Origin of the sequence: Janthinobacterium sp. HH102 (genome assembly GCF_001758625.2) — a bacterium.
In the GTDB taxonomy this organism is placed as follows: Bacteria; Pseudomonadota; Gammaproteobacteria; order Burkholderiales; family Burkholderiaceae_D; genus Janthinobacterium.
This window is the reverse complement of the sequence record NZ_CP062062.1, coordinates 3,444,383-3,469,922: the sequence shown is the minus strand read 5'-3', so window position 1 is coordinate 3,469,922 and position 25,540 is coordinate 3,444,383. Positions and strand designations below refer to the sequence as shown.

Below are 25,540 nucleotides of genomic sequence, written 5' to 3'. Positions count from 1 at the left end.
GTAATGAAAACAAATTGGGTCATGCTGGCGGCGCTGGCAAGTGCGGGTCTCGTCGGTTGCAACGGCAGTTCGAATACGGCGCCAGCCATTCCCGAGGGCACGACGGTCACCGTGGCATTGCTGGAAACGACCGATATCCACTCGAACGTCTTGAGCTACAACTATTACGCGCTGGCCGAAGACACGAGCCTGGGCCTGGAGCGCACGTCGACCCTGATCCAGGCGGCGCGCGCGGAAAATCCGAACAATGTGCTGCTCGACGATGGCGACGTCATCCAGGGCACCTTGCTGGCCGACCTGCAGGCCGTGGCCGCGCCCGTTCCTTGCAGCAGCACGCTAGCCGTGCACAAGGCCATGAACGCGCTGAAATACGACGCGGGCGGCATGGGCAACCATGAATTCAACTATGGCTTGCCCTACCTGAGCCAGATCACCAACACGGATTTCGGCATACCGGGCGTGGCCAAGCCCACGGGCACCTGCGGCGCGCCCGCCTTCCCTTCCGTGCTGAGCAATGTCGTCGGCGTGAGCAGCGGCAAGCCCATCTTCCAGCCCTACGCCCTGCTGCCCCGCGATTTCGCCGCCACAGCGCCCGACGGCAGCAAGCTGACCGTGAAAATCAATGTGGGCGTGCTGAGCTTTGTACCGCCGCAAATCCTCGAATGGGACCAGAAAGTGCTCGCCGGCAAAGTCAGCGTGACGGGCGTGCAGGAAGCGGCGAAACAGTATGTGCCGGAATTGCGCAACAAGGGCGCCGACCTCGTCGTGGCCCTGTCCCATGGCGGCCTGGACACCAGCGCCTACAGCCCGAAGATGGAAAACGGCAGCTATCACTTGACCAGCACGGGCATCGACGCGCTGATGATCGGCCACTCGCATTTGATCTTCCCGAAAGGCAAAGAGACGGGCGCGGCCGCGCTGGACGCCTCGTTTGCCGCCTTCCCCGCCAGCGCGAAGATCGACGCCGTCAACGGCTTTGTGAACGGCGTGCCCACCGTCATGGCGCAAAGCTGGGGCCGCCGTCTGGGCATCATCAAGCTGACCATGGTCTATCAGGGCGGCAAGTGGGTGGTGCAGCCGGCCAAGACGACGGTGGAATCGCGCGGCTTCAAGTACACGGACGGCACGACCCTCGTGAAAGCCGACCCGGCCATCGCGCCGCTGGTAGCCACCGAGCATGCGGCCACCATCGCCTACGCCAAGCAGCCGCTGGGCATCAGCACGGATTTCGAGATGTCCGCCTATTTCGCGCTGGTGGGCGACGTGAGCGCCATCCAGCTGGTGAACCAGGCACAGCTCGATTACATGAAAAACTTCATCGCCACCAGCACGGATGCGACCTTGTCCAGCTACAAGAATATCCCCGTCATCTCGTGCAGCGCGCCATTCAAGGCGGGCCGCAACGGGCCGTCGGACTTCACGGACGTGGCCGCGGGCGCGACGCCGGCCGCGCCAATCGGTTTGCAGGTGCGCAATCCGGGCGACCTGTATCTATATAGCAATAACAACCTGCAAGCCGTGAAAATCAAGGGCGCGGACTTGAAGGCGTGGCTGGAAACGTCGGCCAAGCAATTCGCGCAGATCGATCCGAGCGCCACGGCGGAGCAGGACCTGGTGCCGTCGTATGGCACGATTTACAACTACGACGTGTTCTACGCGGAAAACAATGCCCTCACGTACCAGATCGACGTGACGAAAAAGGTCGGCAGCCGTATCGTCAACCTCATGTACAAGGGCGCGCCCGTGGCCGATGGCGATGATTTCATCGTCGCCACCAACGATTACCGCGCCGGTGGCGGCGGCGCCGTGCCGGGCATCGACGGCAGCAAGACCATCATCAAGTCGCCCGATGCGAACCAGGCCGTGGTCAGCAACTACCTGGCGTCGCTCAGTACCAAGGGCGGCAAGGTGACGCTGGCGGCCAATGGCAGCGCGCGCAGCTGGAGCTTCGTCAAGACGGCCACGGCCGGCCCCGTGATCCTGCGCTCGGCGCCGGGCCACCTGGCGCTGGCGCAAGGCAGCGGCATCGCCAGCGTGGCGGCCGAAGGCGGGCTCGATGCCAGCGGTTTCGCCAAGTACCGCATCGACCTGAGCAAATAAGGTCCATGGGCCGGAACTGCGTCAGTTCCGGCCTGTTTTGATGAAAGTTCATCCAGATGAAACACGCCCTCTCCCTTCCCGCCGTCGTGCTGGCTACCGTCCTGGCCGCCTGCCAGTCGTCGCCACCACCCACGGCGGCGGAAATCGAAGCCGTGGCCATGCTCGCGCGCCAGGCGGGCGACCACCAGGCCGAACGCAAGGTACGCAGCTGGGCCGGCAAGGACATGCCCGTCGCCGAACGCGAACTGGCGCTGATTTACCAGCCACGCCCTGAGCGCCGCGCCGAGGCGCTGAGTCTGTTCGAACAGGCGGCCCGCGCCGGCGACACGGAAGCGGCGTTCGAGCTGGGCCAGATGTTGCGCGCGGCCACGCCGGCCCAAGCCTGGCTGTGGTACCGGCAAGCGGCGCAGCAAGGCCATGCGAAGGCGGCTCTGATGCTGGGCCTGCTGGCGGCGAATGGCGAAGGCGTGCCGCAAGATCCCGTCATAGCGGCGCACTGGCTGGCCAAGTCCAGCGAACTGGACAATCCACACGCCATGTTCCTGCTGTACAACGCCTACCGCGAAGGCCGCGGCGTGCCGCGCGACCTGGCCAAGGGCCGTGAGTTGCTGGAAGAAGCGGCCCACCACGACTACCCGCCCGCCCTCCAGGAGCTGGCGATGACGGTGCAGGCCGACGACGCCCTGCGCGCGGGCCACCTGATGAAGGAAGCGACGGAGCACCGGCATAACAACTGGAACAAGTTCTAGGGCCTGGACAAAAGGCCAGTGGCGTGAGCGGTGCCCGCCTTTATATACTTGCAACTTGCAAGCGTGCGGGAGCGGCAGCGATGGAGCGCTTATGATGCAAGTACGCCGGCTGAGCTTGCTCGGACGGCGTGGCAAGCCATCCCGTACCAAAAAGTTTACACTGGTTTGCATTTTAGAAATTTTACTCTGGACCAGCCCCGGTGAGTGTGCATTCAGCCCAGCCAGTGTTTGAGTAGCGCCGGTGCGTCCATTGCTCTGCCTAGCCATGAAAGAAAGAGTCCAATGAAAAAGCTGACCACCGCCTTTGGCGCGCCTGTCGTCGACAACCAGAATATCCAGACGGCCGGCCCCCGCGGCCCCGCCCTGTTGCAAGATGTCTGGTTCCTGGAAAAGCTGGCCCACTTCGACCGTGAAGTGATTCCCGAGCGCCGCATGCATGCCAAGGGATCGGGCGCGCACGGCACGTTTACCGTCACGCACGACATCACGCGCTACACGCGGGCCAAGATTTTTGGCGCAGTGGGCAAGCAAACGCCGATGTTTGCGCGCTTTTCCACGGTGGCCGGCGAACGGGGCGCGGCCGATGCGGAACGCGATATCCGCGGCTTCGCCCTGAAGTTTTATACGGAAGAAGGTAACTGGGATCTGGTCGGCAACAATACGCCCGTGTTTTTCATGCGCGACCCGTTGAAATTCCCCGATTTGAATCACGCCATCAAACGCGACCCGCGCACGGGCTTGCGCAGCCCCAACAGCAACTGGGATTTCTGGACTTCGCTGCCCGAAGCGCTGCACCAGGTGACGGTGGTGATGAGCGACCGGGGCTTGCCGCGCAGTTTCCGCCACATGCATGGCTTCGGCAGCCATACCTTCAGCTTCCTGAATGCGCAAAACGAGCGTTTCTGGGTCAAGTTCACGTTTAAAACCCAGCAAGGCATACAAAACCTGACGGATGCGCAAGCCGAGGAACTGGTCGGCAAGGACCGCGAAAGCTCGCACCGCGACCTGTATGAAAGCATCGAAAACAAGGATTTCCCGCGCTGGACCCTGTACGTGCAGATCATGCCGGAGAAAGAGGCTGGCACGTATCACCTGAACCCGTTCGACCTGTCGAAAGTATGGCCGCACGGCGACTATCCGCTGATCGAGGTGGGCGTGCTGGAACTGAACCGCAATGCCGACAACCATTTCGCGGAAGTGGAACAATCGGCCTTCAACCCGGCCAACGTGGTGCCCGGCATCAGCTTTTCGCCGGACAAGATGCTGCAAGGCCGGCTGTTTTCGTATGGCGACGCGCAGCGCTACCGCCTCGGCGTCAACCACAGCCATATCCCTGTCAACGCGCCGAAATGCCCGTTCCACAGCTACCACCGCGACGGCCAGATGCGCGTCGACGGCAACCAGGGAGGAACGTTGGGCTATGAGCCGAACAGCGAGCAGGAATGGGCCGAGCAGCCGGACTTCCGCGAACCGCCATTGAGCATCGAAGGCGCGGCCGACCACTGGAACCACAGGGTCGACGAGGATTACTATTCGCAGCCGCGCGCCCTGTTCCAGCTGATGACGCCGGCACAGCAGCAGGCGCTGTTCGACAACACGGCGCGCGCCATCTCGGGCGCTTCGGAGCAAGTCAAGCAACGCCACATCGGCAATTGCACGCTGTGCGACCCCGCCTATGGCGCGGGCGTGGCCGAAGCGATCAGCCGCCTGAGCAAGTAGGGCCGGCTGAAAGGAACCCGGAAGGCCTGGCAACAGGCCTTCCGCCGCAACGATCCGCGGCCAGGCCTGCCTACCAGCGCTGGATATCGATCTGGCCAGTGATGCTCGTTTCCACCGGATAGCCCTCGACCTGCGACGGCACGCGCCGCTTGACGGACGAGTCGCGCAAATACACGACGAGCGCGTCCTTGCCCACGGCCGTGTGTCCCACGCTGACGCCTTCCACGCCGTCGATGGCCATCAGCGCCCGCTCGTTGCGCCGCTTTGCCGCTTCCAGGCGGCCGTGGGGCGCGGCCGGGGTGTACTGCCCCATGCCCTGTCCAGGAATCTCATCCGGTAAGTACGGCATGGCAGCGTCTTCGAAGACGGCATATGGCGATGGTACGAATTTACTGTTTGACATGACAACCCTCCTGAGGCATTCCATGATACACCCGGCCATCCGGCGCTGCAGCGCCGTTCGCCGGGCACAACCATGCATGGCTGCGGCCTCTCATACAATCATCATCGTGCAAAAAGCAGCGTTATGCAAGGCGGCACCTGGCAGCGTGCTCAGGTGTACAAATTGATGTCGAGCGCCGCCACCACGCGCCGCATCTGGTTGGCAAACGTGATGTTGTTGCCGCCCGCAAACAGCAGGCCGACGGGATTGCGCTGCTGGTTCCAGGTCCAGATGGACGAACCCGAATCGCCGCCCGCGCTGAACGCCCCGCTCACGCCCGTGATGGCGATCTGGTCCTGGAACAGCGCGATCCTGCCGCCGCCGTAATTGACGTTGATGGTGGCGCCCAGGCCCGTGATGCGGCCCTGCGTCAATTGCGTCGTGCGGCCGGACTTGCCGACCATCATGCCCAACGCGGGGGCCACCAGCGCATTGCTGATACGGAAGTAGGCGGGCACGCCGCCGCTCAGGTAGACCAGTTCGGGCCGCACGCGGTCAGGCCAGGCCCAGCCGGTAGCGCAATCGACGTAATTGACGCCGCCGCTGAAATTGATGGGCACGAAACGCTCGAGCACGGCCACCTGGTCTTGCGGACAACGTCCCCCGTCGATGGGACCAGGCTGCACGATGCAATCGTTGAACACGCCGCCGTTGGAATTGGCCAGCACGTGATTATTGCTCAGGATCATCAAGCGGCCGCTGCGCGGCGCGCTGCGGCCCACGGCCAGGCAGCCGATGGTGCCGGCCGTGATGCGGAAATGCCCGACCGACACGCCGCCCGGCGCCGGGCGCAAGCGGAAACGGTGCGGTTGCGCATCGATCACGCCCGTGACGACGATGTTGACGGGCACCTTGTCGCTGGCCACGGCGCGCACGCCCATGGCCCCCACGATGGCGGCCTTTGCGCGGTCGACGGAGGTGGGTTCGGCCACGTACAGGGTCAGGGCCGGCAAGCCCGGCTCGCCGGACGAGCTGTCGCTGGCGCCCTCGCCCAGGCCGATGGACACGCCCTGGATATTGCCGCCGTCGCTGAAGGCGTCGGCCGCGCGCACGCCGCCCGCCTGGGAAATACCCTGGCGCATGCCGTCTTCGATGCTGCGCTTGATTTCCAGCAATTCCATGCTGACGCCGCTCAAGGCGTCGGGTACCTCCGAGACGGACGCGCTCTCGATCGTATGGTCGTCTTCGCCGGGGGCGGCAAACTGGCCGACGGCCTCTTCGTCGTCCGCGCTTTGTCCCCTGCCGCTGCCGCCAGGCGGGGCGCTGAAACCATTCTCGCTACCTATCATTATGTTCTCCTCGTGGGTCGTCGCAAGACCAGTGTGGACGTGCCGCGCAGGCCAGTATTGATCTGGATTGAACCGCGCTGACGCATGGCTGCCCTGTCTCAATGGGCGCGGCGAGGATAAAAATAGTTCCCTCGTCAAGGTTGAGCGAGATCAGTCGTGCGGGCAGAGGCAGCGTCGTATACTTGACTGGCAGGCTGGAACTGGGCCTGCACACGGCAGCAACGGTATGGATGGGAAAATAATGACGATTCCTGGTAGGCCACACCAATCCGATGACGACGCGCCTGCGGGCGAGCAAGGCCAGCATGCGGGTTTTGTGCACGGCATGGCGGCCTGGGCGGAAAAACACCGCATCAGTCCCTGGCGTGGCAGTTTTGCCGACTTCATCGAGCAAATCCTGCCCGGCCGCGCCGGCCTGCTGACGCGCAGCGCGCACCAGTATCTGTGGGACATGATGCGCTGGAACGGCCAGACCGACGACAGCGGGCGCTTCCGCTGCCGCCTGTTCGACGACGAGCTGTTCGGCATCGACGAGGCGATCGACCGGGTCGCCGCCTACTTCAAGGCGGCCGCCGCCGGCTCCGAAGTGGGCCGGCGCATGCTGTTGCTGCTGGGCCCGCCATCGGGCGGCAAGTCGACCATGGTGATCCTGCTCAAGCGGGGGCTGGAAGAATACAGCCACAGCAGTGAAGGCGCGCTATATGGCATCGCCGGCTGTCCCGTGCACGAATCGCCGCTGCATCTGGTGCCGCACAGCATGCGCGCCGACTTTCGCGCCAGCTATGATGCCGAACTGCACGGCGAACTGTGTCCCCATTGCCGCGCCCGCCTGGAAGAACAGTACGGGGGCGACTTCCTGCGCATGCCCGTCGAGCGCATCCACCTGTCCGAGGCGGGCCGCTGCGGCATCGGCACATATGCGCCGCACGATCCCACCACGGCCGACCTGGCCGACCTCGTGGGCTCCGTCGACCTGTCGAAAGTGGCGCAGTACGGCGACGAGGGCGATCCGCGCGCATGGTCCTGGTCGGGCGCCGTGTATGCGGCCAGCCGCGGCATGCTGGAAATGATCGAAATCCTCAAGGTCAAGCGCGAATTTCTCTACACCCTGGAGCACTTCCCGAACCACCACCGGGCGCTGGCGTCGATGGCCAAGCTGGGATTGCGGCTGAAAAGCGCGCAGCCGGTGGGCGCCCGCTACACGGTCAGTTGCTACTTCGAACGGGCGATCGCCTTCGCGCCGCAGGACGTGACGGCGCGCATGGTGTTTGGCAACTACCTGCTGGCCACGGGCCAGGATGCGATGGCGCTGGAACAGCTGGATGCGGCCAGCCGCCTGGCGCCCGAGCAGGCCACCATCCAGTACAACCTGGGCTTGATGTATGTGAAAAAGAAGGAATACGACAAGGCCAGCGCGCATGCGCAAAAAGCCTATGCGCTGGGCTTCCCCTTGCCGGGGCTGAAGAACAAGCTGAAGGCGGCGGGCAAGTGGCGCGAGCCGCCGCCGGCGCCGGCCGTCGTTGAAGCGAAGGAAGCACGGAAAACCGAGGAACCGGCCGTGCCGCCGGTCGAAGAATCTAGCGGGGAATGACGGCCGGCCGCTGGGCCACGCTCCAATGCCCCGTCGGCGAGGCGGCCAGCGTGGCAGCCAGGTCGCGCCGCGATTGCGCCTTGTCGGCGGCCTCGCTGATGAACGCCAGTTCGGCCGGCTGCAGCGCGGTGACGGCGAGCAGCATCACTTCGCCATATGGCGTATCGAACGATGGCGCGATGCTGCTTGCGCCCTGGGCCAGCAGCACGCCCACCTGTTCGTGCTCGTCTTCGAGGCCTGCCGGCGCATCGCGCACGTCCAGCACCATCGAGACGCTGCCGTGGCGCTGCACCAGCAAGTCGATGGAGCCATGGTCGGCCACGTTCTGGCTGACCTGGTAGATCAGGTCGAACAGCCAGGAATGCGCCACGTCCTTGCCGTCAAAGGCGGACAGCGGCGCCTCGATGCACACTTCCAGCAGGTGGCCGCGCGGCACAAACACGTCGTCGTCATCCTCGAACGGATCGCTCAAGCCATCGCTGGCGATGATGATGGTATCGGCCCGGCGGATCACCCTCCAGGCCTGGCGCAGCGATGGCCAGCGCGGACCACCCATGAAGGCCGGGTTGACCAGCGGCGCCAGCACGTCAGTGTCTACGGTGCCCAGGGTGGCATAAAAGGCGTCGCGCGCGGCGCAAGCCGCGGCCAGCATTTGCGCGCCCGCTTCCTTGCCGACGACGGCGTCGTCCGGTTGCGGTACTTGTGGAATATCGTTTCCAGGCATATCAATACTCATTGAATTAGTCAGCAGGCGGGAAGTCATGGTAGGAACGGGGCAGATAGCCCCAGATGCGCGCCACCCGGTCCCGCACCTCGAAATCGAAGCCGATGCGTTGGAGTTCCGGCACGATCCACACGCCATGGTCGATGATTTTCTTCGGCAGCAGCATGGCCACGTATTCTTCCGAGTACAGGCTGATGTCGAACCACTCCACGCCCAGGAACGGAAACGGCGGGTGATAATCCCACTCCGTGTCCCAGCGCGACACGTAGCCGGACACGGAACCGTAGCGGTACGACGGCACCCAGTCGGTCCGCCCGCGCATGACGGCCAGCAGTTCGTTCCACTTGCAGTCGTTGGCGGCGCCGGCCAGGTTGCGCCGCGCGATGTGGCCGCGCAGCTTGCGCTTGATGTCGTCGCCGCCGGCGTCGGCCAGCGGCAGGCTGGCCTCTGCCATCAGCGGGCCACCGGCTTGACTTTGGACGCGGCCAGCACGGCGCGCTGGCGGGCCGTGTCGATATCGTCGGCCGTGGCCAGTGCCACGCCCATGCGGCGGCGGGCGAACGATTCCGGCTTGCCGAACAGGCGCAAATCGGCGCCCGGCACCTTCAAGGCGTCGGCCACGCCTTCGAAGGCGATGCCTTTCGCTTCCAGCTGGCCGTAGATGACGGCCGAGGCACCGGGCGAACGCAGCGCCACGTTGACGGGCAAACCGAGGATGGCTTTCGCGTGCAGCTCGAATTCGCTCTGCACCTGGCTGGCCATCGTGACCATGCCCGTGTCGTGCGGACGGGGGCTCACTTCCGAGAACCACACCATGTCGTCCTTGACGAACAGCTCCACGCCGAACAGGCCCAGGCCGCCCAGGTTGTCCGTCACCTTGCGGGCGATCTCGCGCGAACGCTCGAGGGCGAGCGGCGCCATGCGGGCCGGCTGCCACGATTCCACGTAGTCGCCGTGTACCTGCAAGTGGCCGATCGGCTCGCAGAACTGCGTTTCGATCTGCCCCGAAGCACCGACGGCGCGCACCGTCAGCAGGGTGATTTCGTAGTCGAAGTCGATGAAACCTTCGACGATGACGCGGCCCGTATCGACCCGGCTGCCGCTGGCCGCATACGCCCATGCGGCGTCCACGTCAGCGGCGCTATCGAGTTTGGACTGGCCCTTGCCCGACGACGACATCACGGGTTTCACCACGCACGGGAAGCCGATCTCCTGGCAAGCGGCCTGCAACTCCTGCAGGCTGCTGGCGAAGCGGTATGGCGACGTGGCCACGCCCAGGGTTTCGGCCGCCAGGGTGCGGATGCCCTCGCGGTTCATCGTCAGCACGGCCGCGCGCGCGTTCGGGATGCACGTGATCTGCCCGGCCGCTTCCAGCGCCGCCAGGGTGTCGGTGGCGATGGCTTCGATTTCCGGCACGATCAAATCCGGCTTTTCCAGGTCGATCAGGGCGGCCAGCGCCACGCCGTCGCTCATGTCGATCACGTGCGAGCGGTGCGCCACGGGATGGCCCGGCGCGTTCGGATAGCGGTCGACGGCGATCACTTCCACGCCCAGGCGCTGCAGCGCAATGATCACTTCCTTGCCCAGTTCGCCGGAACCCAGCAACATGACTTTGATGGCGGTGGAAGACAGCGGTGTGCCGAAAGTGCGGGGAGCGATGGTGCTGCTGGTGCTGATAGTCATGGGCAGGGTCAATCTGGCAATGGAAAGATGGCCGGAACTATAGCAAATGCCGGCCATCTTGGACAGGGTGCGCCGCTGGCGTGCGCCCCCTGCCCCGCGTGACAGGCTAGCCCGCGTACGCGCGCTTGATCTGCTCGATGTCGATCTTTTTCATGCCCATCATGGCCTTCATCACGCGCCCGGCCTTGACGGGATCGGGGTCGCCCAGCAGCTTGATCATCAGGGTGGGCACGATTTGCCACAATACCCCGAACTGGTCTTTGAGCCAGCTGCATTGCTGCGCTTCCGGCGGCCCGCCCCGGGACAGCAGGTTCCAGTAGTGGTCGACTTCATCCTGGGTTTCGCAATTGACCTGGAACGAGATCGCTTCGGAAAACTGGAATTGCGGCCCGCCGTTCAAGCCCGTAAACGTCTGGCCATCGAGTTCAAAGGCCACCGTCAGCACGCTGCCCGGCTCCTGGCCGTGGATTTCCTTGCCTTCCTCGCCATAACGCAGGATCTGGCCGATCTTCGAATTGGGAAATATTTCCGTATAAAACCGGGCCGCCGCCTCGGCGTTGCCGTTGAACCATAAACATGGGGTAATCTTTTGTACGCTATGCATGATGTCTCCCTAGTCCGAAACAGGAACGCCTTCCCTGTGCGGGAAGGACCGCCACCAATATAGTCATTATTGCGCCGCCGGGGCGCGCAATTTGCCTCCCCCTTGCGCGACGTCGTCGCGCGCCAGCATGCCGGCGCTGGCCAGCAGCCGCAGCCGGGCCGATCGCCATTCCGCCTGGCAACGGATGCGCTCCTGCTGCGCCTCGAGCAGCGCCGACTGCGTGTTCAGCATTTCCAGGATATCGGCCGCGCCCAGGCCGAACCTGCGCCGCACGCTGGCCAGCGCATCCTGCGCCGCATCCAGCCACGCTTGCGACGCGGCCAGGTTGGCCAGCGCCATGCTGGCTTCCGCATGCGTTTTCACCAGTTCCATCAGGGTCTGCTGCTGCACTTCCTCAGCCTCGGCTTCCCTTTGCCCCGCCTGCGCCTGCGCGCCGCGCACCTTGTAGTGGCGCGCAAAGCCGTCGAACAGGGGTATGTTGAGCGAGATGCCCACCAGCGTTTCGCGCGTGGAAGCCGGCGACAAGCCCTGGTTGGGCCGGCCGTTCTGGTAGATATTGGCCGTCAGGTCGATGCTGGGGCGGCCCTCCGAGCGGGCAATCTCCACCCGTTCGCGCGCCGCCGCCAGCTGCGCCTGCGCCGCCAGTATGGCCGGATGGCGCGCCTGGGCCAGCGCCAGCCAGGCGTGCAGCTCATCTTGCAAACCCTCGCGCAGGCCCGCCGCCGCGCCGTCCGCGTCGTCGTCCAAGATCACGCCCGCATCGGCCGGCAAACCCAGCGTGTAGACCAGCACGGCACGGGCCTTGTGGAACTCGCCGTCGGCGCGGCTGGCGCCCAGGGCCGCCTTGGCCAGGGCGCTGGCCGCCTGCAGGGTGTCGCTGTGCGAGCCGAGGCCCCGCTGCGCGCGGCGCTGCGTGGCCTGCACCGTTTCATTGGCCAGCGTCTGGTATTCCTGCCGCATGCGCACGCTGGCGCGCGCCGTCTGCGCCTCGAAATACGCGCTGACCGTCGCCGCCAGGGTCTTTTGCAGCACGGCGTCGCGGTTGGCCAGGGCCGCGTCCAGCATGGCTTGCGCGGAACGCTGGCCCGCCGCGCGCCCGCCGAAGTCGAACAAACGCCAGGACAGGCTCAGCGAACCCGTATTGCTGTTCAGGCTGCCGGAAGGCGTGCCGGCGCCTGGATAGGCCGTGCGGTCGTGCACCCGGCTCAGCCCCGCATTCAGGGTGGGCAGGTAGGCGGCCCTGGCCTCGCCCACGCCGGCCGCCTGCAGCCGGATGCCGGCCCAGGCGCCGTGCACCTGCGCGTTGCGGCACAGGGCCAGGTCGACGGCCGCCGGCAGGGTCAACGGCACATCGCCCTCGTACGTGGACGGGCATGGCGCGGCGTCCAACATCTGCGCCCGGACTGGCGCGCCGGCCAGGAACAAACCGGCGGCGAAGAAAATGGCGGCGTGCCTAGCGTTCATGCAGCGCCTCCTTCTGGTGCCGCACCAGCGGCGAGAGCACGTATTCGACCACCCTGCGCGTGCCCGTGCGGATTTCCGCGCGCACGGCCATGCCGGCCGACAGCGGCACCAATCTGCCGTCGACGACGATGGACGGCTGGCGCAAGGTGATCCTGACGGCGTAGACGGGCCCCTTTTTTTCATCCTCGATGGAGTCGCGCGAGACGCTGCTGACGACGGCGGGCACGGTGCCATACTTGGTGTAGTCGAAGGCGTCGATCTTGACGGCCACCGCCTGCCCTGCCTGCACGAAGCCCACGTCGCGGTTTTCCAGCATGGCGTCGATTTCCAGCCTGCCCTGGCGCGGCACGATCTGCATCAGCGCCTGCGCGGCCGGCACCACGCCGCCCACCGTATGCACCTTCAGTTGCTGCACCGTGCCGTCGACGGGGGCCGTCAGGCGCAGCAGGCTGCCGCGGGCGCCCGCGCGGCGCGCATCCTGGCCGCTGGCCGCCGCCACTCGCGCCCCTTCCGCCAGCGCGTCGTACGCATCTTTCCGCGTTTGCGCCACCAGGGCCGCCCGTTCGCTGCGGGCCGACGCCAGCTGGCCGGCCAGGTCGATGCGCGCCTGTTCCTTCTCCAGCCACGCGTGTTCGGCCACGTCGCGCGTGGCCAGCAGTGCCCGGTAATCGCCGGCCCGCTGGGCCGCCAATGGCAGCGCCTGGGCGTAGCGGGCGATTTCGCCGTCGAGGTGCGCCAGCCGGGCGCGAAAGCTCGCGTACTGCCCGTCCACGTGCGCCTGCGCGGCGGCGCGCTCGAGGGCCGGGATCGCGTCCGGCGCCGCCAGCTTCGGCATCGTCAGGGTGTCGACGGCGGCGATCAGCGCGCGCGCGCGGGCCACCTGCAGCGCGGCCGCCACGGCGTCGCCGGCCGCCTTGTCGCGCTCGGCGTCCGGTCCCCGGCTGTCGAGTTCCACCAGCAGCTGGCCCGCCTGCACGGCCTGTCCCTCGCGCACGTGCAGGGCGCGCACGGCCGCCACGTCGACGGAAGCGATGGTCTTGGTGTTACCGGATGGAATGATCTTGCCCGCCGCATGGACGATGATGTCGACCTTGCCAAAAACGGCCCACAGCACCACGCAGCCGACCAGCAGCATCAGCACCCTGGCCGTCAGGCGCAACGACGGCGACACGGGCCGCTCCTGCAGCGCCAGCGCGGCCGGCAAAAAGGCCGCCTCGTCTTCGCTGAGCACGGGGCCGCCCAATGCGGCGCGGTGGCGCCAGCTATGCCGCAGTACCTGGCCATAGCGTTGCAACAATTCGCCATATGCGGCGAGACGGTGGCCGGCACTCATGTTGCGTCCCCTGTTGCGCTCCCGTGCGTACCCTGCTGCAGGCTGTACAAATGGGCATAGATGCCGCCCGGCCGTTTCAGCAGCGTGTCGTGGCTGCCCAGTTCCGCCACTTGCCCCCGCTCCATGACGACGATGCGGTTCGCTTCGCGCACGGCCGACAGGCGGTGGGCGATGATGAGTACCGTGCGTCCCGCGCAAATGCCGCGCATATTGTCCTGGATAATCTTTTCCGACTCGTAGTCGAGCGCGCTCGTCGCTTCGTCGAAAATCAGGATGCGCGGGTCCCCGATCAGGGCGCGGGCGATGGCGATGCGCTGGCGCTGGCCGCCCGACAAGCCCGTGCCGTGCTCGCCCACCATGGTGTCATAGCCTTCCGGCAGCTCGCAGATAAAATCGTGGGCGCCCGCCAGTTTCGCCACGGCAATGACCGCATCGATGGGCAGCGCCGGGTCGCTCAGGGCGATATTGTCGCGCACGGAGCGGTTGAACAGGATGTTTTCCTGCAGCACCACGCCGATCTGGCGCCGCAGTGACGCCGTGTCGATGACGGCGATGTCCTGCCCGTCGATCAGCACCCTGCCCCGTTCGGGGATGTACAGGCGCTGCGCCAGCCGCGTCAGGGTGCTCTTGCCTGAGCCGGAACGCCCGACGATGCCGATCACCTCGCCGGGTGCGATGGCGATCGACACCTCGCGCAGCACCTCGGCCGCGTCCGGGCGGTAGCGGAAACCCACCTGCTGGAAGTCGATGGCGCCGGCGATGCGCGGCAGGCGCGCCTTCTGGTTGCCCGCGTCTTGGCTACCCGCTTCCGTGCGGGCGTTGAGGATGTCGCCCAGCCGGCTCATGGAGATGCCCACTTGCTGGAAATCGTTCCACAGCTGCGCCAGGCGCAGGATGGGCGAGGCCACCTGTCCCGCCAGCATGTTGAAAGCCACCAGCTCGCCCACCGTCATCCTGCCGTCGATGACGAGGGTGGCGCCCCACCACATGATGGCCGCCGTCACCAGTTTACTCACCAGGGTGACGCCGCCGCTGGCCAGCATGCCGATGTTGTTCGCCGACAGGCCCGCCGAGACATAGCCGGCCAGCTGCCTTTCCCACTGCTGCTGCCAGCGCGGCTCGACGGCCATGGCCTTGACGGTATCGACGCCGCTGATCGTTTCAACCAGAAAAGACTGGTTTTCCGCGCTGCGGTTGAATTTGTCGTTCAAGCGCCCCCGCAGCACGGGCGTGAGCAGCATCGACAGGACCGCGTAGACGGGGATAGACGCGAGCACGACCACGCTGAGCGCCGCGCTGTACCACAGCATGGCGGCGATGAAGATGAAGGAAAACAGCACGTCGAGCACCAGGGTCATGGCGTTGCCGGTAAGAAATGAGCGGATGTTTTCCAGTTCATGGATGCGGGCCACGGAATCGCCCACGCGGCGCGCCTGGAAATACGCGATCGGCAGGGCCAGCAGGTGGCGGAACAGGCGCGCGCCCAGTTCCACGTCGATCTTGCTGCTGGTGCGCGCGAAAACATACGTGCGGATGAGGCCCAGCGCCGCCTCGAAGACGATGGCGCAGACCAGGCCGATGGCCACCACGTTCAGGGTCTGCATGGCGTCGTTGACCAGCACCTTGTCCATCACCACCTGGAAAAACAGGGGCGTGGCCAGGCCGATCAGCTGCAGCACGAAGGAAATGAGCAGCACTTCGCCCAGCAGCCTGCGGTATTTGACGATGGCGGGGATGAACCAGCTGAAGTCGAAGCGGGCCGTCTCGCCCGCATAGCTGGCCTTGCTGGTAAAAAAGATCAGTTCGCCCGACCAGATGGCGAGAAAAGCGTCGCGGCCGAGGATCTGCGGCGGCTGGCCCGGATGCTGGATCAGCACCTTGCTCACGGCGCCGTCGCTGCTGTCGACCTTGCCGAGAATAAAGAAACGCCCGTCGTGACCGATGGCGATGGCGGGCAGCGGCGCTTGCGCCAGCCGTTCGGGCGCCTGGCGCACCAGCTTGGCCGTCAAGCCCAGCCCTTTCGCGGCCAGCAAGACGGTTTGGCGCGTAAACACGGCCTGGCCGAAAGCGTGCTTGAGCTGGGCGCCGTCGGCGGCGATGCCGTGCAGGCTGGCCATCAGCAGCAGCGACAGCAGGCCCGTGTCGGGCGCGGGTTCGGTGGACGAAGTGGCGTGGCGATAGGGAAGTACGGTCATCGGATCATGTCGGAAATCAATGGCGCAGCCGGGCCGGCACGTGCAAGGCCGGCCCGGCTGCGCGGGGGTGGAACTACGTGCTCAAGCGATCAACGTAAGCGGTCATTGCGCTGCCGCCAGCTGGATCTGCGTCGACGGGTTGCCGTGGCCGGCCCAGGGCGCCGATGCGGCCGCGGGCACGGCAAAGCCGGCCATCGCTTGCACCAGCTGCGCCGGATCGGCTTGCCAGGCAGAGGAACCGCCCTGGCTGGCCGCGCCGAATTGCTGCGCGGCACGCCAGTTTTGCGCCAGCGCCGGCGCCAGGATGGCGGCCGTGCCGGCAGGCAAGGTCAGCTGGCCGGCCGGCGGCGGCGTCAGGCCAGCCATCGCTTGCACGAGGTTTTGCACATTGCTACCCAATAAGACGCGGCCATCGGCCATGCGGAATTCCTCGATGCGCACGGCCGTATCGGCAAACCAGTTATTCACGGTGATCTTGTCCGTGGTGCCGATGGTGCTCACTTCCAGGTTGGCGCCCTCCCGGCGGAACCACAGCTGCTCGGCGCTGACGCCGGCCAGGAAGGACACGACGTCATGGCTGCCCGCCTCCTCCGTCTCAGCGATGATGTCGGCGCCGTCGCCGCGGGCGAAGATATAGGTGTCGTCGCCCGCAAGGCCGGCCAGAGTGTCACCGCCCTTTCCGCCTTGGAAGATATCATTGCCGAAGCCGCCAAAGAGAATGTTCTTGAGCTCATTGCCGATCAGCACATCGTCGAACTTGCTGCCGAACAGCATGCCGAAATTGGACAGCACGTCTACGCCGGGACGCGCGGTCAAGGGGCCACCAACGGGCGCGAAGACGGCCGTCACGCCTGTACTGGCGCCGCTGTAAGTGACCGAGTTGCCGGCACCGGCGCCATCGAGCACATTGCCGCCGGGGGTATCGACATAAAAGACGTTGTTGTTATAGGCGCTGCCAGTCACCTTCAGGCCGGCAGAGGCGAGGCGCACGTATTCGACATTGTCGGCCACCGTGTAATCGACGCTGGTGTAGACGGTATCGTTGCCGCCGTTGCCCCGCTCGACGATGAAGTCGCCACTGTGGTTGACGTAATACGTGTCGTCGCCGCCCAAGCCTTCGAGCAGGTCGGCGCCGGCCGTGCCGTTGATGACATCGGCGTTCGCCGTGCCGACAAAGTGCTGCCCCGTGGGCTGCGTGGGACCGTTGAAGTGCCAGGCCTGGGCCAGCACGGGCGCCAGGGCAGCGGCCGTGGCGGCCGGCAGGGTCAGCTGGCCCAGCGGCGGCGGCGCCAGGTTCGCCATCGCCTGCACCAGCAGCTGCACGTCGGCGCCGCGCATGACGTGGCCGGCGGCCGTGCGGAATTCCTCGATGTTCGGCGCAGCCGCGTTCCAGCTGCGGATGGTGATCTTGTCCGTCGTGCCGATGGTGCTCACTTCCAGATCCGCGCCCACCTGGCGGAACCACAGCTGGTCGATGTTCACGCCGGCCAAAAAGGCGATGCTGTCGTAATTGGCGTCGGCCGAGGGCTCGGCGATGACGTCGGCGCCGTCGCCGCGCGCAAAGACATAGGTATCGTCGCCCAGGCCGCCGGTCAGCACGTCGTCCCCCTTGCCGCCTTGCAAGGTATCGTTGCCGAGGCCGCCGGACAGGGTGTTGGCCAGCTCGTTGCCGGACAGCATGTCGTCATGGGCGCTGCCTGTCACGTTGGAAATATTGACCAGCACATCGCTGCCCGGGCGCGCCGTGGCGTCACCGTTGACGGCGATCATGGCGGCCGTCACGCCAGCCCTGGACGCGGCATAGGTGGCCGAAGTGTTCGCGCCGACGCCGCGCAGCACATTGCCGCCGGCGGCATCGACGTGGAAGACGTTCGCGTTGCCGTTGCCCGTCACCGTCAGGCCGGCGGCGCTGACATGCACCTCTTCCACGTTGGCGGCCAGGGTGTGATTGACGGTGGTGTAGACTGTGTCGCGTCCGCCGCCCGCCTGTTCGACGACAGCGTCGCCGCCATGGTTGACGTAATAGATATCGTCGCCGTCCAGGCCGGCCATCACGTCGGCGCCCGCCGTGCCATTGATGATGTCCGGGTTCGCCGTGCCGGTGAAAGTGCCGTTGGTCGGCTGGTTCGGCCCTTCCATGCGCCAGTTCTGCGCCAGCGCTGGTGCCAGCGCGGCGGCGATGCCGGCCGGCAAGGTCAGCTGGCCCGCCGGCGGCGGCACCAGGACGGCCATCGCCCGCACCAGGTTTTCCACGTCGCTTCCCAGCAGCACGCGGCCGTTGGCTGTGCGGAATTCATCGATGCGAGGAGGCGAGCCGGCGTTATACCAGCCATTGATGGTGATCCTGTCGGCCGTGCCGATGGTGCTCACTTCAAGGTTCGCGCCCACCTGGCGGAACCACAACTGGTCGGCGTTGACGCCTGCCAGGAAGGAGACGACGTTGCGGCTGCCCGCCTCCACCATCTCGGTGATGTTATCGGCGCCGTCGCCGCGGGCGAAAATGTAGGTATCGTCACCCATCGCGCCGAACAGGCCATCGTCGCCTTTGCCGCCCTGCAAAATGTCATTTCCATAACCGCCGGCAAGGAAATTCCTGAGTTCGTTGCCGGTCAGCACATCATTGAACTTGCTGCCGACGATGCTGGCCACATTCCTCACTACGTCAGCGCCAGGACGCGCCACTAGTGGGCCGTCCGCAGGCGCAAAGACAGCCGTCACTCCCGCGCTTGCGCCGCCGTAGTTGACCACGTTGCCCGTGCTGCCGCCATCAATCACGTGCCCGCCAGGGACATCGACGTAAAAGATGTTGTTGGTCGTGGCGCTGCCCGTCACCGTCAGACCTGCGGCGGTCAGGTGGACGTTCTCGACGTTCTCGGCCACCGTGTAGTTGACGCTGGTGTACACGGTATCGGTGCCGCCGTTGGCCAGCTCGACGACCACGTCGCCGCTATGGTTGACGTAATACGTGTCGTCGCCCGCCAGTCCTTCGAGCACGTCCGCGCCCGTGGTGCCGGTGAGTACATCGGCGTTCGCCGTGCCCACGAAACGCTGCGGGGCCGCCAGGCTGTTCAGATAGGCGTCAATGGCGGACACGCCGGCCGCTTCGGAAGATGGCGCGAAGGCGGCGGATTCAAATTTCTTAGTCATATTGCAGTTTCCTGTCGTTAAACTTAAAAAAATCACGCGTGGATATGCCAGCGCAAGCCGGCATGGATGACAAAGTCGTGCCGCGTCGAAAAGCAGCTTCGGCATGCACCCTGCAGTGACAGATCAGGCGGGGAAACACTGCCATTTGTCACGCAAATGTCATGAAAGCGGGATGTGGGGAGGGAGTGGCCGTACGGCGTGGGGATGGGACGTCGGCGGCTGGAGCGATGCTAAGTAACTAACCCCCAAGAAATTATTGTGATTTCTGACTTGCAAAACTTCACAAGAATTTCCTGAGGATTACTTAGCGGGCGCCCTGAGAGCTTGCAGGGTGCGCAAGCGTCCATACTGGCCGCAAACGCCGCGAGCGCATCGTCCAGCGCCAGACCCGGCCGGCTGGCGGCAAAACCGGTCCAGGCTGGCGCGTGGCGCGCCGCCTCATCCCGGCCGTGCTGACCATCGAGCCAGGCGATGGCAGCCATGGCTTGCTCCTGATCAAAGTACAACTGCGGCTGGCGCAGGTAATGTTCGAGATAGCGGTGCAGGTAGTCGCGGCTGTCGGGCGTGTCGAAAACGGCCAGCGCCAGGCAATACGCGCTGCCCGCGTAGCAGACCTCGCTGGCCAGCAGCAGGCCGCCCAACTGATCCGTGAAGGCGCCCTGCCCCGTCAATGCGGCCAGGTAGGCGCCCGCCGTGCGGCTGCGCCAGTCGAATTGCCCCAGCAGGCGGGCGATGAGAGCATCGTCGGCCTGCGCCAGCCGCGCCACGCATGCGCTCGCCTGGGGCTGGTGCAGACCCATGTACAGGGGCCGCACCCAGTCGTCGCGCAGGGCCGCCGTCAGCGCTTCCTGCGGCGGCAACGGCGCGATGCTGAACGGGTGGGCGTGGCGCACGGTGGCGCCGGCCACGTGGCGCCGCAGGGCGGTGTTGTCATCGCTCAAGGCCAGCCTCCCGAAGTACGCTGATCGAATTGTTCCACCAGGAAATCGATGAATACGCGCAGGCGCGGCGGCAGGTGGCGACTGGCAGGCCATAGCAGCCAGAATGCCGTTGCCGCCTGCGTGTGTTCGTCCAGCAGCGAAACCAGCTGCTCCGCCGCCAGCTCGCGCTGCACGGCGAATTCGGGCAGGTAGGCGATGCCCTGCCCCTGCACGGCCAGGAAGACGCGCATTTCCACGCTGTTGCACACCATGCCGGGTGCCGGCTGGGCAGACTCCTCCATCAGCGGCCACTGTTCCAGGCGGCCCGTGGCGGGAAAACGGTAGTGCAGGCGCTGGTGCCGCAGCAGTTCGGCGCCGTCGGCGGGCCGGCCATGGCGCGCCAGGTAGGCGGGCGAGGCCACCAGCAGGCGGCGGAACGTGCACAGTTTGCGCCGCATCAAGCCGGAATCGGCCAGTTCGCCCGTGCGCACGGCCGTGTCAAAGCCGTCGCTGACGATGTTGACCATGGCGTCGGAGAAATCGAGGTCGAGTTCGATGGCGGGATACGCTTGCATGAAGGCGGCGATGGCCGGCTCGAACAGGCCGCTGTAGCGTGGCAGGCTGATGCGCAGGCGGCCGCTCGGCGCGCCGCCCGATTCGCCCAGCTCGCGCTCGGCCGCAGCCACCTCGGCCAGGATGCGCTTGCAGCGCTGCAGGAATTTTTCTCCTTCGGCCGTCAGCGCCAGGTGCCGCGTGCTGCGCTGGAACAGCCGCGCGCCGAGCCGCGCTTCCATGCGCGCCACGCTCTTGCCCACGGCCGACGATGACAGGCCCAGCAGCCGGCCCGTGGCCGAAAAGCTGCCGCTGTCGGCCACCTGCACGAACATGGCGATGCCGCCCAGGCTATCCATACGATTTTCCATTGAAGACATTCTTGTCCGATATGTTCGGCAGTTTAGCCTATTTTTCTTCAATGACGGGCGCGCCATACTCGTCCCTCTTTCTTTCATCTCCGACACCGATGCCCTCTTCCGCCCGCTTTTCTCTCCCGCTGCAAGTGCTGGCCGCCTGCCTGACGGGTTTGCTCATTCCCTTGTGCTTCACGGGCCCGGCCGTGGCCTTGCCCGCCCTCGGCGCCGAATTGCACGGCAGCGCCGCCGCCCTGAACTGGGTCGTCAATGCGTATATCCTCAGCTATGGCAGCGCCATGATGGTGGCGGGCAGCCTGACGGACGTGCTGGGACGGCGCCGCGTGTGGCTGGCGGGGCTGGCCCTGTTTTGCGCGGCGACGCTGGCCATCGCCGTCGCGCCCTCGGTGGCATGGATCGCCGCGCTGCGCTTCGTGCAGGGCCTGGGCGGCGCGGCCGCGTTCGCCGCTGCCATGTCGTCGCTGGCGCCATTGTTCCACGGCGCGGCGCGCAGTCGCGTGATGAGCGTGCTGGGCACGACGTTCGGCCTGGGCCTGGCCTTCGGTCCGCTGGCGGCGGGCGCCATGCTGGCGCTGGCCAGCTGGCCCGCCATCTTTTACGCCACGGCCGCGCTGGGCGCCATCGGCATGCTGCTGGTCTGGTGCAACGTGCCGGCCGATCCGCCGCGCGGCAAGGGCCGGCTGGACTGGCCCGGCGCCATCAGCTTCAGCGCCGCGCTGGGCCTGCTGACCCTGGGCATGCTGCTGGCGCCCGAACACGGCTGGCGCAGCGGGGCCGTGCTGCTGCCCGTCGCCGCGTCGGTGCTGCTGTTTTTCATTTTTATCAGGATCGAACGCAGGACGGCGCAGCCCATGCTGGACTTGACCCTGTTCCGCCAGCGCCGCTTTGTGGCCGTGCAAGTGCTGGCCACCTCGCCCGCCTTCCTGTTCATCGTGCTCATCGTCATGCTGCCGGGGCGTTTCATCGGCATCGACGGCATGTCCGCGCTGGCGGCGGGCCGCTTGATGGTGGCCCTGGCCGCGCCATTGCTGCTCGTGCCCTTGCTGGCGGCGCTGCTGTCGCGCTGGATCAGTGCCGGCATGCTGTGCGCGGCGGGATTGCTGCTGGCCGCGGCGGGCCTGACCTGGCTGGCACAGGTGCCGGGCCATGGCGGCACCGCGGCGCTGGCCGGCCCCCTGCTGCTGGTCGGCGCAGGCATCGGCTTGCCGTGGGGCTTGATGGATGGCATGGCATTGAGCGTGGTGGACACAGAGCGGGCCGGCATGGCGACGGGCATCTTCAATACCGTGCGCATCAGCGCCGACGGCGTGGCGCTTGCCCTGGCTGGCGCCCTGCTGGCCGGCCTGATCGCCGCGGCGCTGGCGCGGCAACTGCCCGCCGGTCTACCGCTATTGGCGGCCGCCAGCCGCGCCGCGCTTGGCGATATGCAACAGGCAACACAGCTGCTGGGCGGCCACGAAACACTGCTGCGCGCCAGCTACGACGCCGCCTTCCGCCAGTTGCTGAATGGCCTGGCGCTGCTGGCCGTGGCGCTGGCGGCGCTGCTGCCGTATTTGCTCAGGAAGAAAGAAAGGCGTCTACGCGTCGAGGCCGTAAAACACCGCGACAAGGATGGCGATATTGTTGCAGGCGCGGGAAAAGGTCGTTGTCGCGTAGGCCACGGCCACAGTGGGCGCGCGGTAGCGCAGGTAGACAAAGCTGAACATGGCGCCTGAACCGAGCGCGACAATCGCGTGCAGCAAGCCGCCGCTGATGTAATGCACGATGGCCCACAGGATGGCGCCGATAAAAATGCTCAGCTGCCGGGTGGCGCCCAGGCGCTTGAGGATTTCCAGCGGCAGCAACTGGCCGAGAAACGTTTCCAGGATGGGAGAATAGATGACGACCCAGAACACCAGCAGCGGCAGCGACATTTCGCGCTTGAACTTGGACAGGCCCGTGTGCGCGCCCCAGTATTCGGGCGGCAGCAGCCATTTCGTGAGGAACAGGATCGCAAAGCACAGCATGCAGGTGAGCAAGCCCCAGCCGAGACCGGCAAGGGCCAGCTGCAGCACGGGCGGCGCCGGCTTGTCGTCGTCCGGGCTGGATAGATCATGGCTGCTGCGCACTTGCATGAGTAGTCCTGGCGGTGATCCAGCGCTCATTGTAGCGCGGAATACGACTATTGGCGCATGGCTGCCGGCGCGCCGTGCCGCCGTGCCATCGGCGTCAGGCCGCCAGGCGCAAAGGGCCGTTCGCCGGCGGGGCCAGTTTGAAAATGCCCACTTCCTGTTCCAGCTGCGCCGCCTGCTGCTGCAATTCGTGCGCGGCGGCCGCCGCCTGCTCGACCAGCGCCGCATTTTGCTGGGTCACGCGGTCCATGTCGACGATGGCGCGGTTGACTTGCTCGATGCCCGCGCCCTGCTCCTGCGTGGCATGGCTGATCTCGGCCATGATGCCCGTCACCCGGCCGATGCCGGCCACCACCTCATGCATGGTGGCGCCCGCCTGCTCGACGAGCACCGTGCCCGTGCCCACCTTGCTGACGGAATCGTCGATCAGGGCCTTGATTTCGCGCGCGGCCGCGCTCGAGCGCTGCGCCAGGTTGCGCACTTCCGTTGCCACCACGGCAAAGCCGCGCCCCTGCTCGCCCGCGCGCGCCGCTTCCACGGCCGCGTTCAAGGCCAGGATGTTCGTCTGGAAGGCGATGCTGTCGATCACGCCGATGATGTCGACGATCTTGTTCGACGAGGCATTGATGAGACCCATGGTGTGCACCACTTCGGCCACGGCCTTGCCGCCCTGCTCCGACACCTTCGACGCTTCGCGCGCCAGGTGGTTCGCCTGCTGGGCGTTGTCCGCATTCTGGCGCACGGTGGAAATCAGTTCTTCCATCGATGACGCCACTTCCTCGAGCGAACCGGCCTGCTGCTCCGTGCGCTGCGACAGGTCGCGGTTGCCGGTAGCGATCTCGGTGGAGGCCGTGGCGATGCTTTCCGTACCGTGGCGCACCTTGCCGACGATGGCGGCCAGGTTGTCGCGCATGGTCTTGATGGCGAACAGCAGGCTGCTGTCGTCGCCGTGGCGCGTATGCACGTCGATGGCCAGTTCCCCGAGCGCGATGCGTCCGGCGATCGTGGCCGCATACGCAGGTTCGCCGCCCAGCTGGCGCAGCAGGCCCCGCGTGATGACGGTGGCGACCGCAATACAAATGAGCACGCTGAGCGCGGCCAGCACGCCGATCCAGCGCAGCGACTGGCCGTAGATGGCGCGCGCGGCCACGCTGGCCTGCTCCGATTCGCGCTGCACGTTTTTCAGGACGGCATCGATGTCGGACACGATCTGGCGCCGCAGGGGGCTGCACTCCTCGACGAGGAAAGTGCCGTACTGCGCCATCTGTCCCGTGGCGCGGAACTGGCGCGGACGCAGCAATTCCTGCGCCATGGTTTTCAGGCCCGTGCTGACTTTCTCGAATTGCGCATCGCCGGCGAACTGCGGCGCCAGCTTCGCCAGCGCTTCCAGGTACAGCGCTTTCTGGGTGTCGAGGATGGCCAGCTCCTTTTCGGCGGCGGCCTGGTCATGGAAGATATATGCGTTGCGGGCGGCCAGGCCCGTCTGGTCGAGCGCTTCGCGCGCCACATACAGAGGGTCCAGTTTCTCCAGCTGTACTTTGTCTTGCGCGTCCATGGCGCCGGAGATGGCGCCGATGCGCAGCAGCGCGAAGGCGGCCAGCACCAGCATCAGCAAGACCAGCAGCCCGAAGCCTGCGCTCAGGCGCGCGCCTATCGTCAAACGATTGAATGACATCATTGTTGTTATTGCCCTGTATAAAGTTGATTGTTGCCGGTTCCGCCAGGCAAGCCCCGCTAGGGCTCGCCAGACACCAGCGATCTGCTCGCCGTCGTGTTGCCTTTCCCGCATGGCGCAGGATGGGTCTCTAACTGGCGTTTTTTGGGCAGTCAGCTTTTAATTTCGGGCAATGTAGTTGCGCGGCTGGAAACCCCGCGCAATACAACAGCACACTGAATTATAAGCGAACAGCGTTATGGATGATTCCACGCGCTCGCTTTTAGTGCCTTGATGCAAGTCAAGAACCGCCGCGTCAGCCTGCGCCCGGAGTGTCGATAACGGCCATGGTGATGCGCGAGATGCAGCACAGTTTGCCGTCATCGTCGCTGATGCGGATTTCCCAGACCTGGCTGGTGCGGCCCCGGTGGATGGGCGTGGCGCGCCCCGTCACGTGGCCACCGCGCACGCCGCGCACGTGGTTGGCGTTGATTTCCTGGCCCACGCTGACCTGCTTGCTGCTGTCGAGGCAGGCATTCGCGGCCATGCTGCCCAGGGTTTCGGCCAGCAGGACGGACGCGCCGCCATGCAGCAGCTTGAAAGGCTGCATGGTGCGGTGGTCGACGGGCATGATCGCCTCGATCCAGTCGGGGCCGAAGGCCGAGAATTCGATGCCCAGGTGGCGCATGGCCGTGCCCTCGCTGGCGGCGTTGAGGGCGGCCAGGTCAAGCGGTGCGTGCCAGATTTCCATTGTTACCCCTTCAGTGATGAAATAAAGCCATTGTAGGACAGAGCGCCAGCGCGCGCCGCTTCATCTTTCCTTCACCGTGGCACGGGGTAGCCGGGGCATTAACTGGTTATAATTGCCCCATTCTTTCAAAACGAG

At 65.9% G+C, this 25,540-nt stretch carries 19 protein-coding genes; 5 read left to right on the top strand and 14 right to left on the bottom strand.

Annotated elements, in window-relative coordinates:
* The first annotated feature begins 3 nt into the window (after positions 1-3).
* The 3 genes from JAB4_RS15680 to JAB4_RS15670 all read left to right on the top strand — a co-directional run bounded on the left by JAB4_RS15680 (position 4) and on the right by JAB4_RS15670 (position 4,568).
* Positions 4-2,100: a bifunctional 2',3'-cyclic-nucleotide 2'-phosphodiesterase/3'-nucleotidase gene (locus JAB4_RS15680; protein ID WP_070218724.1), complete on the top strand. Its 2,097-nt coding sequence runs from the start codon at positions 4-6 to the stop codon at positions 2,098-2,100.
* 56 nt (positions 2,101-2,156) lie between these two features.
* Positions 2,157-2,849, top strand: coding sequence for a tetratricopeptide repeat protein (locus JAB4_RS15675; protein WP_083287102.1), 693 nt, complete (start codon positions 2,157-2,159; stop codon positions 2,847-2,849).
* A gap of 282 nt (positions 2,850-3,131) precedes the next feature.
* Complete coding sequence (locus JAB4_RS15670; protein ID WP_070218722.1) at positions 3,132-4,568, top strand: catalase; 1,437 nt, start codon at positions 3,132-3,134, stop codon at positions 4,566-4,568.
* A 70-nt stretch (positions 4,569-4,638) separates the two neighbouring features.
* Here JAB4_RS15670 and JAB4_RS15665 read toward each other — a convergent pair whose 3' ends face one another.
* Together JAB4_RS15665 and JAB4_RS15660 are read right to left on the bottom strand one after the other, a co-directional pair.
* Positions 4,639-4,971 carry a hypothetical protein gene (locus JAB4_RS15665; protein WP_139143634.1) on the bottom strand — a complete coding sequence of 111 codons (333 nt, stop codon included), beginning with the start codon at positions 4,969-4,971 and terminating at the stop codon, positions 4,639-4,641.
* 149 nt (positions 4,972-5,120) lie between these two features.
* Positions 5,121-6,299, bottom strand: coding sequence for a hypothetical protein (locus JAB4_RS15660; RefSeq protein ID WP_070218720.1), 1,179 nt, complete (start codon positions 6,297-6,299; stop codon positions 5,121-5,123).
* A 241-nt stretch (positions 6,300-6,540) separates the two neighbouring features.
* Between JAB4_RS15660 and JAB4_RS15655 the strand changes: the two genes are divergently transcribed.
* On the top strand, positions 6,541-7,890 hold the full coding sequence (locus JAB4_RS15655) for a hypothetical protein (RefSeq protein WP_083287101.1): 1,350 nt from the start codon (positions 6,541-6,543) through the stop codon (positions 7,888-7,890).
* Here JAB4_RS15655 and JAB4_RS15650 read toward each other — a convergent pair.
* The 10 genes from JAB4_RS15650 to JAB4_RS15605 form a co-directional block, all read right to left on the bottom strand.
* Positions 7,877-8,614, bottom strand: coding sequence for a hypothetical protein (locus JAB4_RS15650; protein ID WP_070218719.1), 738 nt, complete (start codon positions 8,612-8,614; stop codon positions 7,877-7,879). The genes JAB4_RS15655 and JAB4_RS15650 overlap by 14 nt on opposite strands.
* Before the next feature lie 16 nt (positions 8,615-8,630).
* Positions 8,631-9,068, bottom strand: coding sequence for a DUF6678 family protein (locus JAB4_RS15645; RefSeq protein WP_070218718.1), 438 nt, complete (start codon positions 9,066-9,068; stop codon positions 8,631-8,633).
* Complete coding sequence (gene purT / locus JAB4_RS15640; RefSeq protein ID WP_071650151.1) at positions 9,068-10,297, bottom strand: formate-dependent phosphoribosylglycinamide formyltransferase; 1,230 nt, start codon at positions 10,295-10,297, stop codon at positions 9,068-9,070. The genes JAB4_RS15645 and purT overlap by 1 nt, the downstream gene beginning before the upstream one ends.
* A 106-nt stretch (positions 10,298-10,403) precedes the next feature.
* A complete protein-coding gene (locus tag JAB4_RS15635) occupies positions 10,404-10,904 on the bottom strand; it encodes a VOC family protein (RefSeq protein ID WP_217494524.1) in 501 nt (166 codons plus the stop codon).
* Positions 10,905-10,967: 63 nt separating this feature from the next.
* A complete protein-coding gene (locus tag JAB4_RS15630; RefSeq protein WP_139143633.1) occupies positions 10,968-12,365 on the bottom strand; it encodes a TolC family protein in 1,398 nt (465 codons plus the stop codon).
* Positions 12,355-13,698: an HlyD family type I secretion periplasmic adaptor subunit gene (locus JAB4_RS15625; RefSeq protein WP_070218716.1), complete on the bottom strand. Its 1,344-nt coding sequence runs from the start codon at positions 13,696-13,698 to the stop codon at positions 12,355-12,357. The genes JAB4_RS15630 and JAB4_RS15625 overlap by 11 nt, the downstream gene beginning before the upstream one ends.
* A complete protein-coding gene (locus JAB4_RS15620) occupies positions 13,695-15,893 on the bottom strand; it encodes a type I secretion system permease/ATPase (protein ID WP_070218715.1) in 2,199 nt (732 codons plus the stop codon). Before JAB4_RS15620 ends, JAB4_RS15625 begins: the two co-directional genes overlap by 4 nt.
* 102 nt (positions 15,894-15,995) lie before the next feature.
* Positions 15,996-19,040 carry a calcium-binding protein gene (locus JAB4_RS15615; RefSeq protein ID WP_070218714.1) on the bottom strand — a complete coding sequence of 1,015 codons (3,045 nt, stop codon included), beginning with the start codon at positions 19,038-19,040 and terminating at the stop codon, positions 15,996-15,998.
* A 230-nt stretch (positions 19,041-19,270) separates the two neighbouring features.
* On the bottom strand, positions 19,271-19,981 hold the full coding sequence (locus JAB4_RS15610) for a DUF6000 family protein (protein WP_070218713.1): 711 nt from the start codon (positions 19,979-19,981) through the stop codon (positions 19,271-19,273).
* Positions 19,978-20,871: a LysR family transcriptional regulator gene (locus tag JAB4_RS15605; RefSeq protein ID WP_070218712.1), complete on the bottom strand. Its 894-nt coding sequence runs from the start codon at positions 20,869-20,871 to the stop codon at positions 19,978-19,980. Before JAB4_RS15605 ends, JAB4_RS15610 begins: the two co-directional genes overlap by 4 nt.
* Before the next feature lie 110 nt (positions 20,872-20,981).
* On the opposite strand from JAB4_RS15605, the gene JAB4_RS15600 reads away from it, so the two are divergent.
* Complete coding sequence (locus tag JAB4_RS15600; RefSeq protein WP_139143632.1) at positions 20,982-22,604, top strand: MFS transporter; 1,623 nt, start codon at positions 20,982-20,984, stop codon at positions 22,602-22,604.
* Positions 22,605-23,097: 493 nt separating this feature from the next.
* On the opposite strand, the gene JAB4_RS15595 is transcribed toward JAB4_RS15600, so the two are convergent.
* Positions 23,098-24,678, bottom strand: coding sequence for a methyl-accepting chemotaxis protein (locus tag JAB4_RS15595; protein ID WP_070218710.1), 1,581 nt, complete (start codon positions 24,676-24,678; stop codon positions 23,098-23,100).
* A gap of 292 nt (positions 24,679-24,970) precedes the next feature.
* Complete coding sequence (locus JAB4_RS15590; protein WP_070218709.1) at positions 24,971-25,405, bottom strand: hotdog fold thioesterase; 435 nt, start codon at positions 25,403-25,405, stop codon at positions 24,971-24,973.
* Positions 25,406-25,540 lie beyond the last annotated feature (135 nt).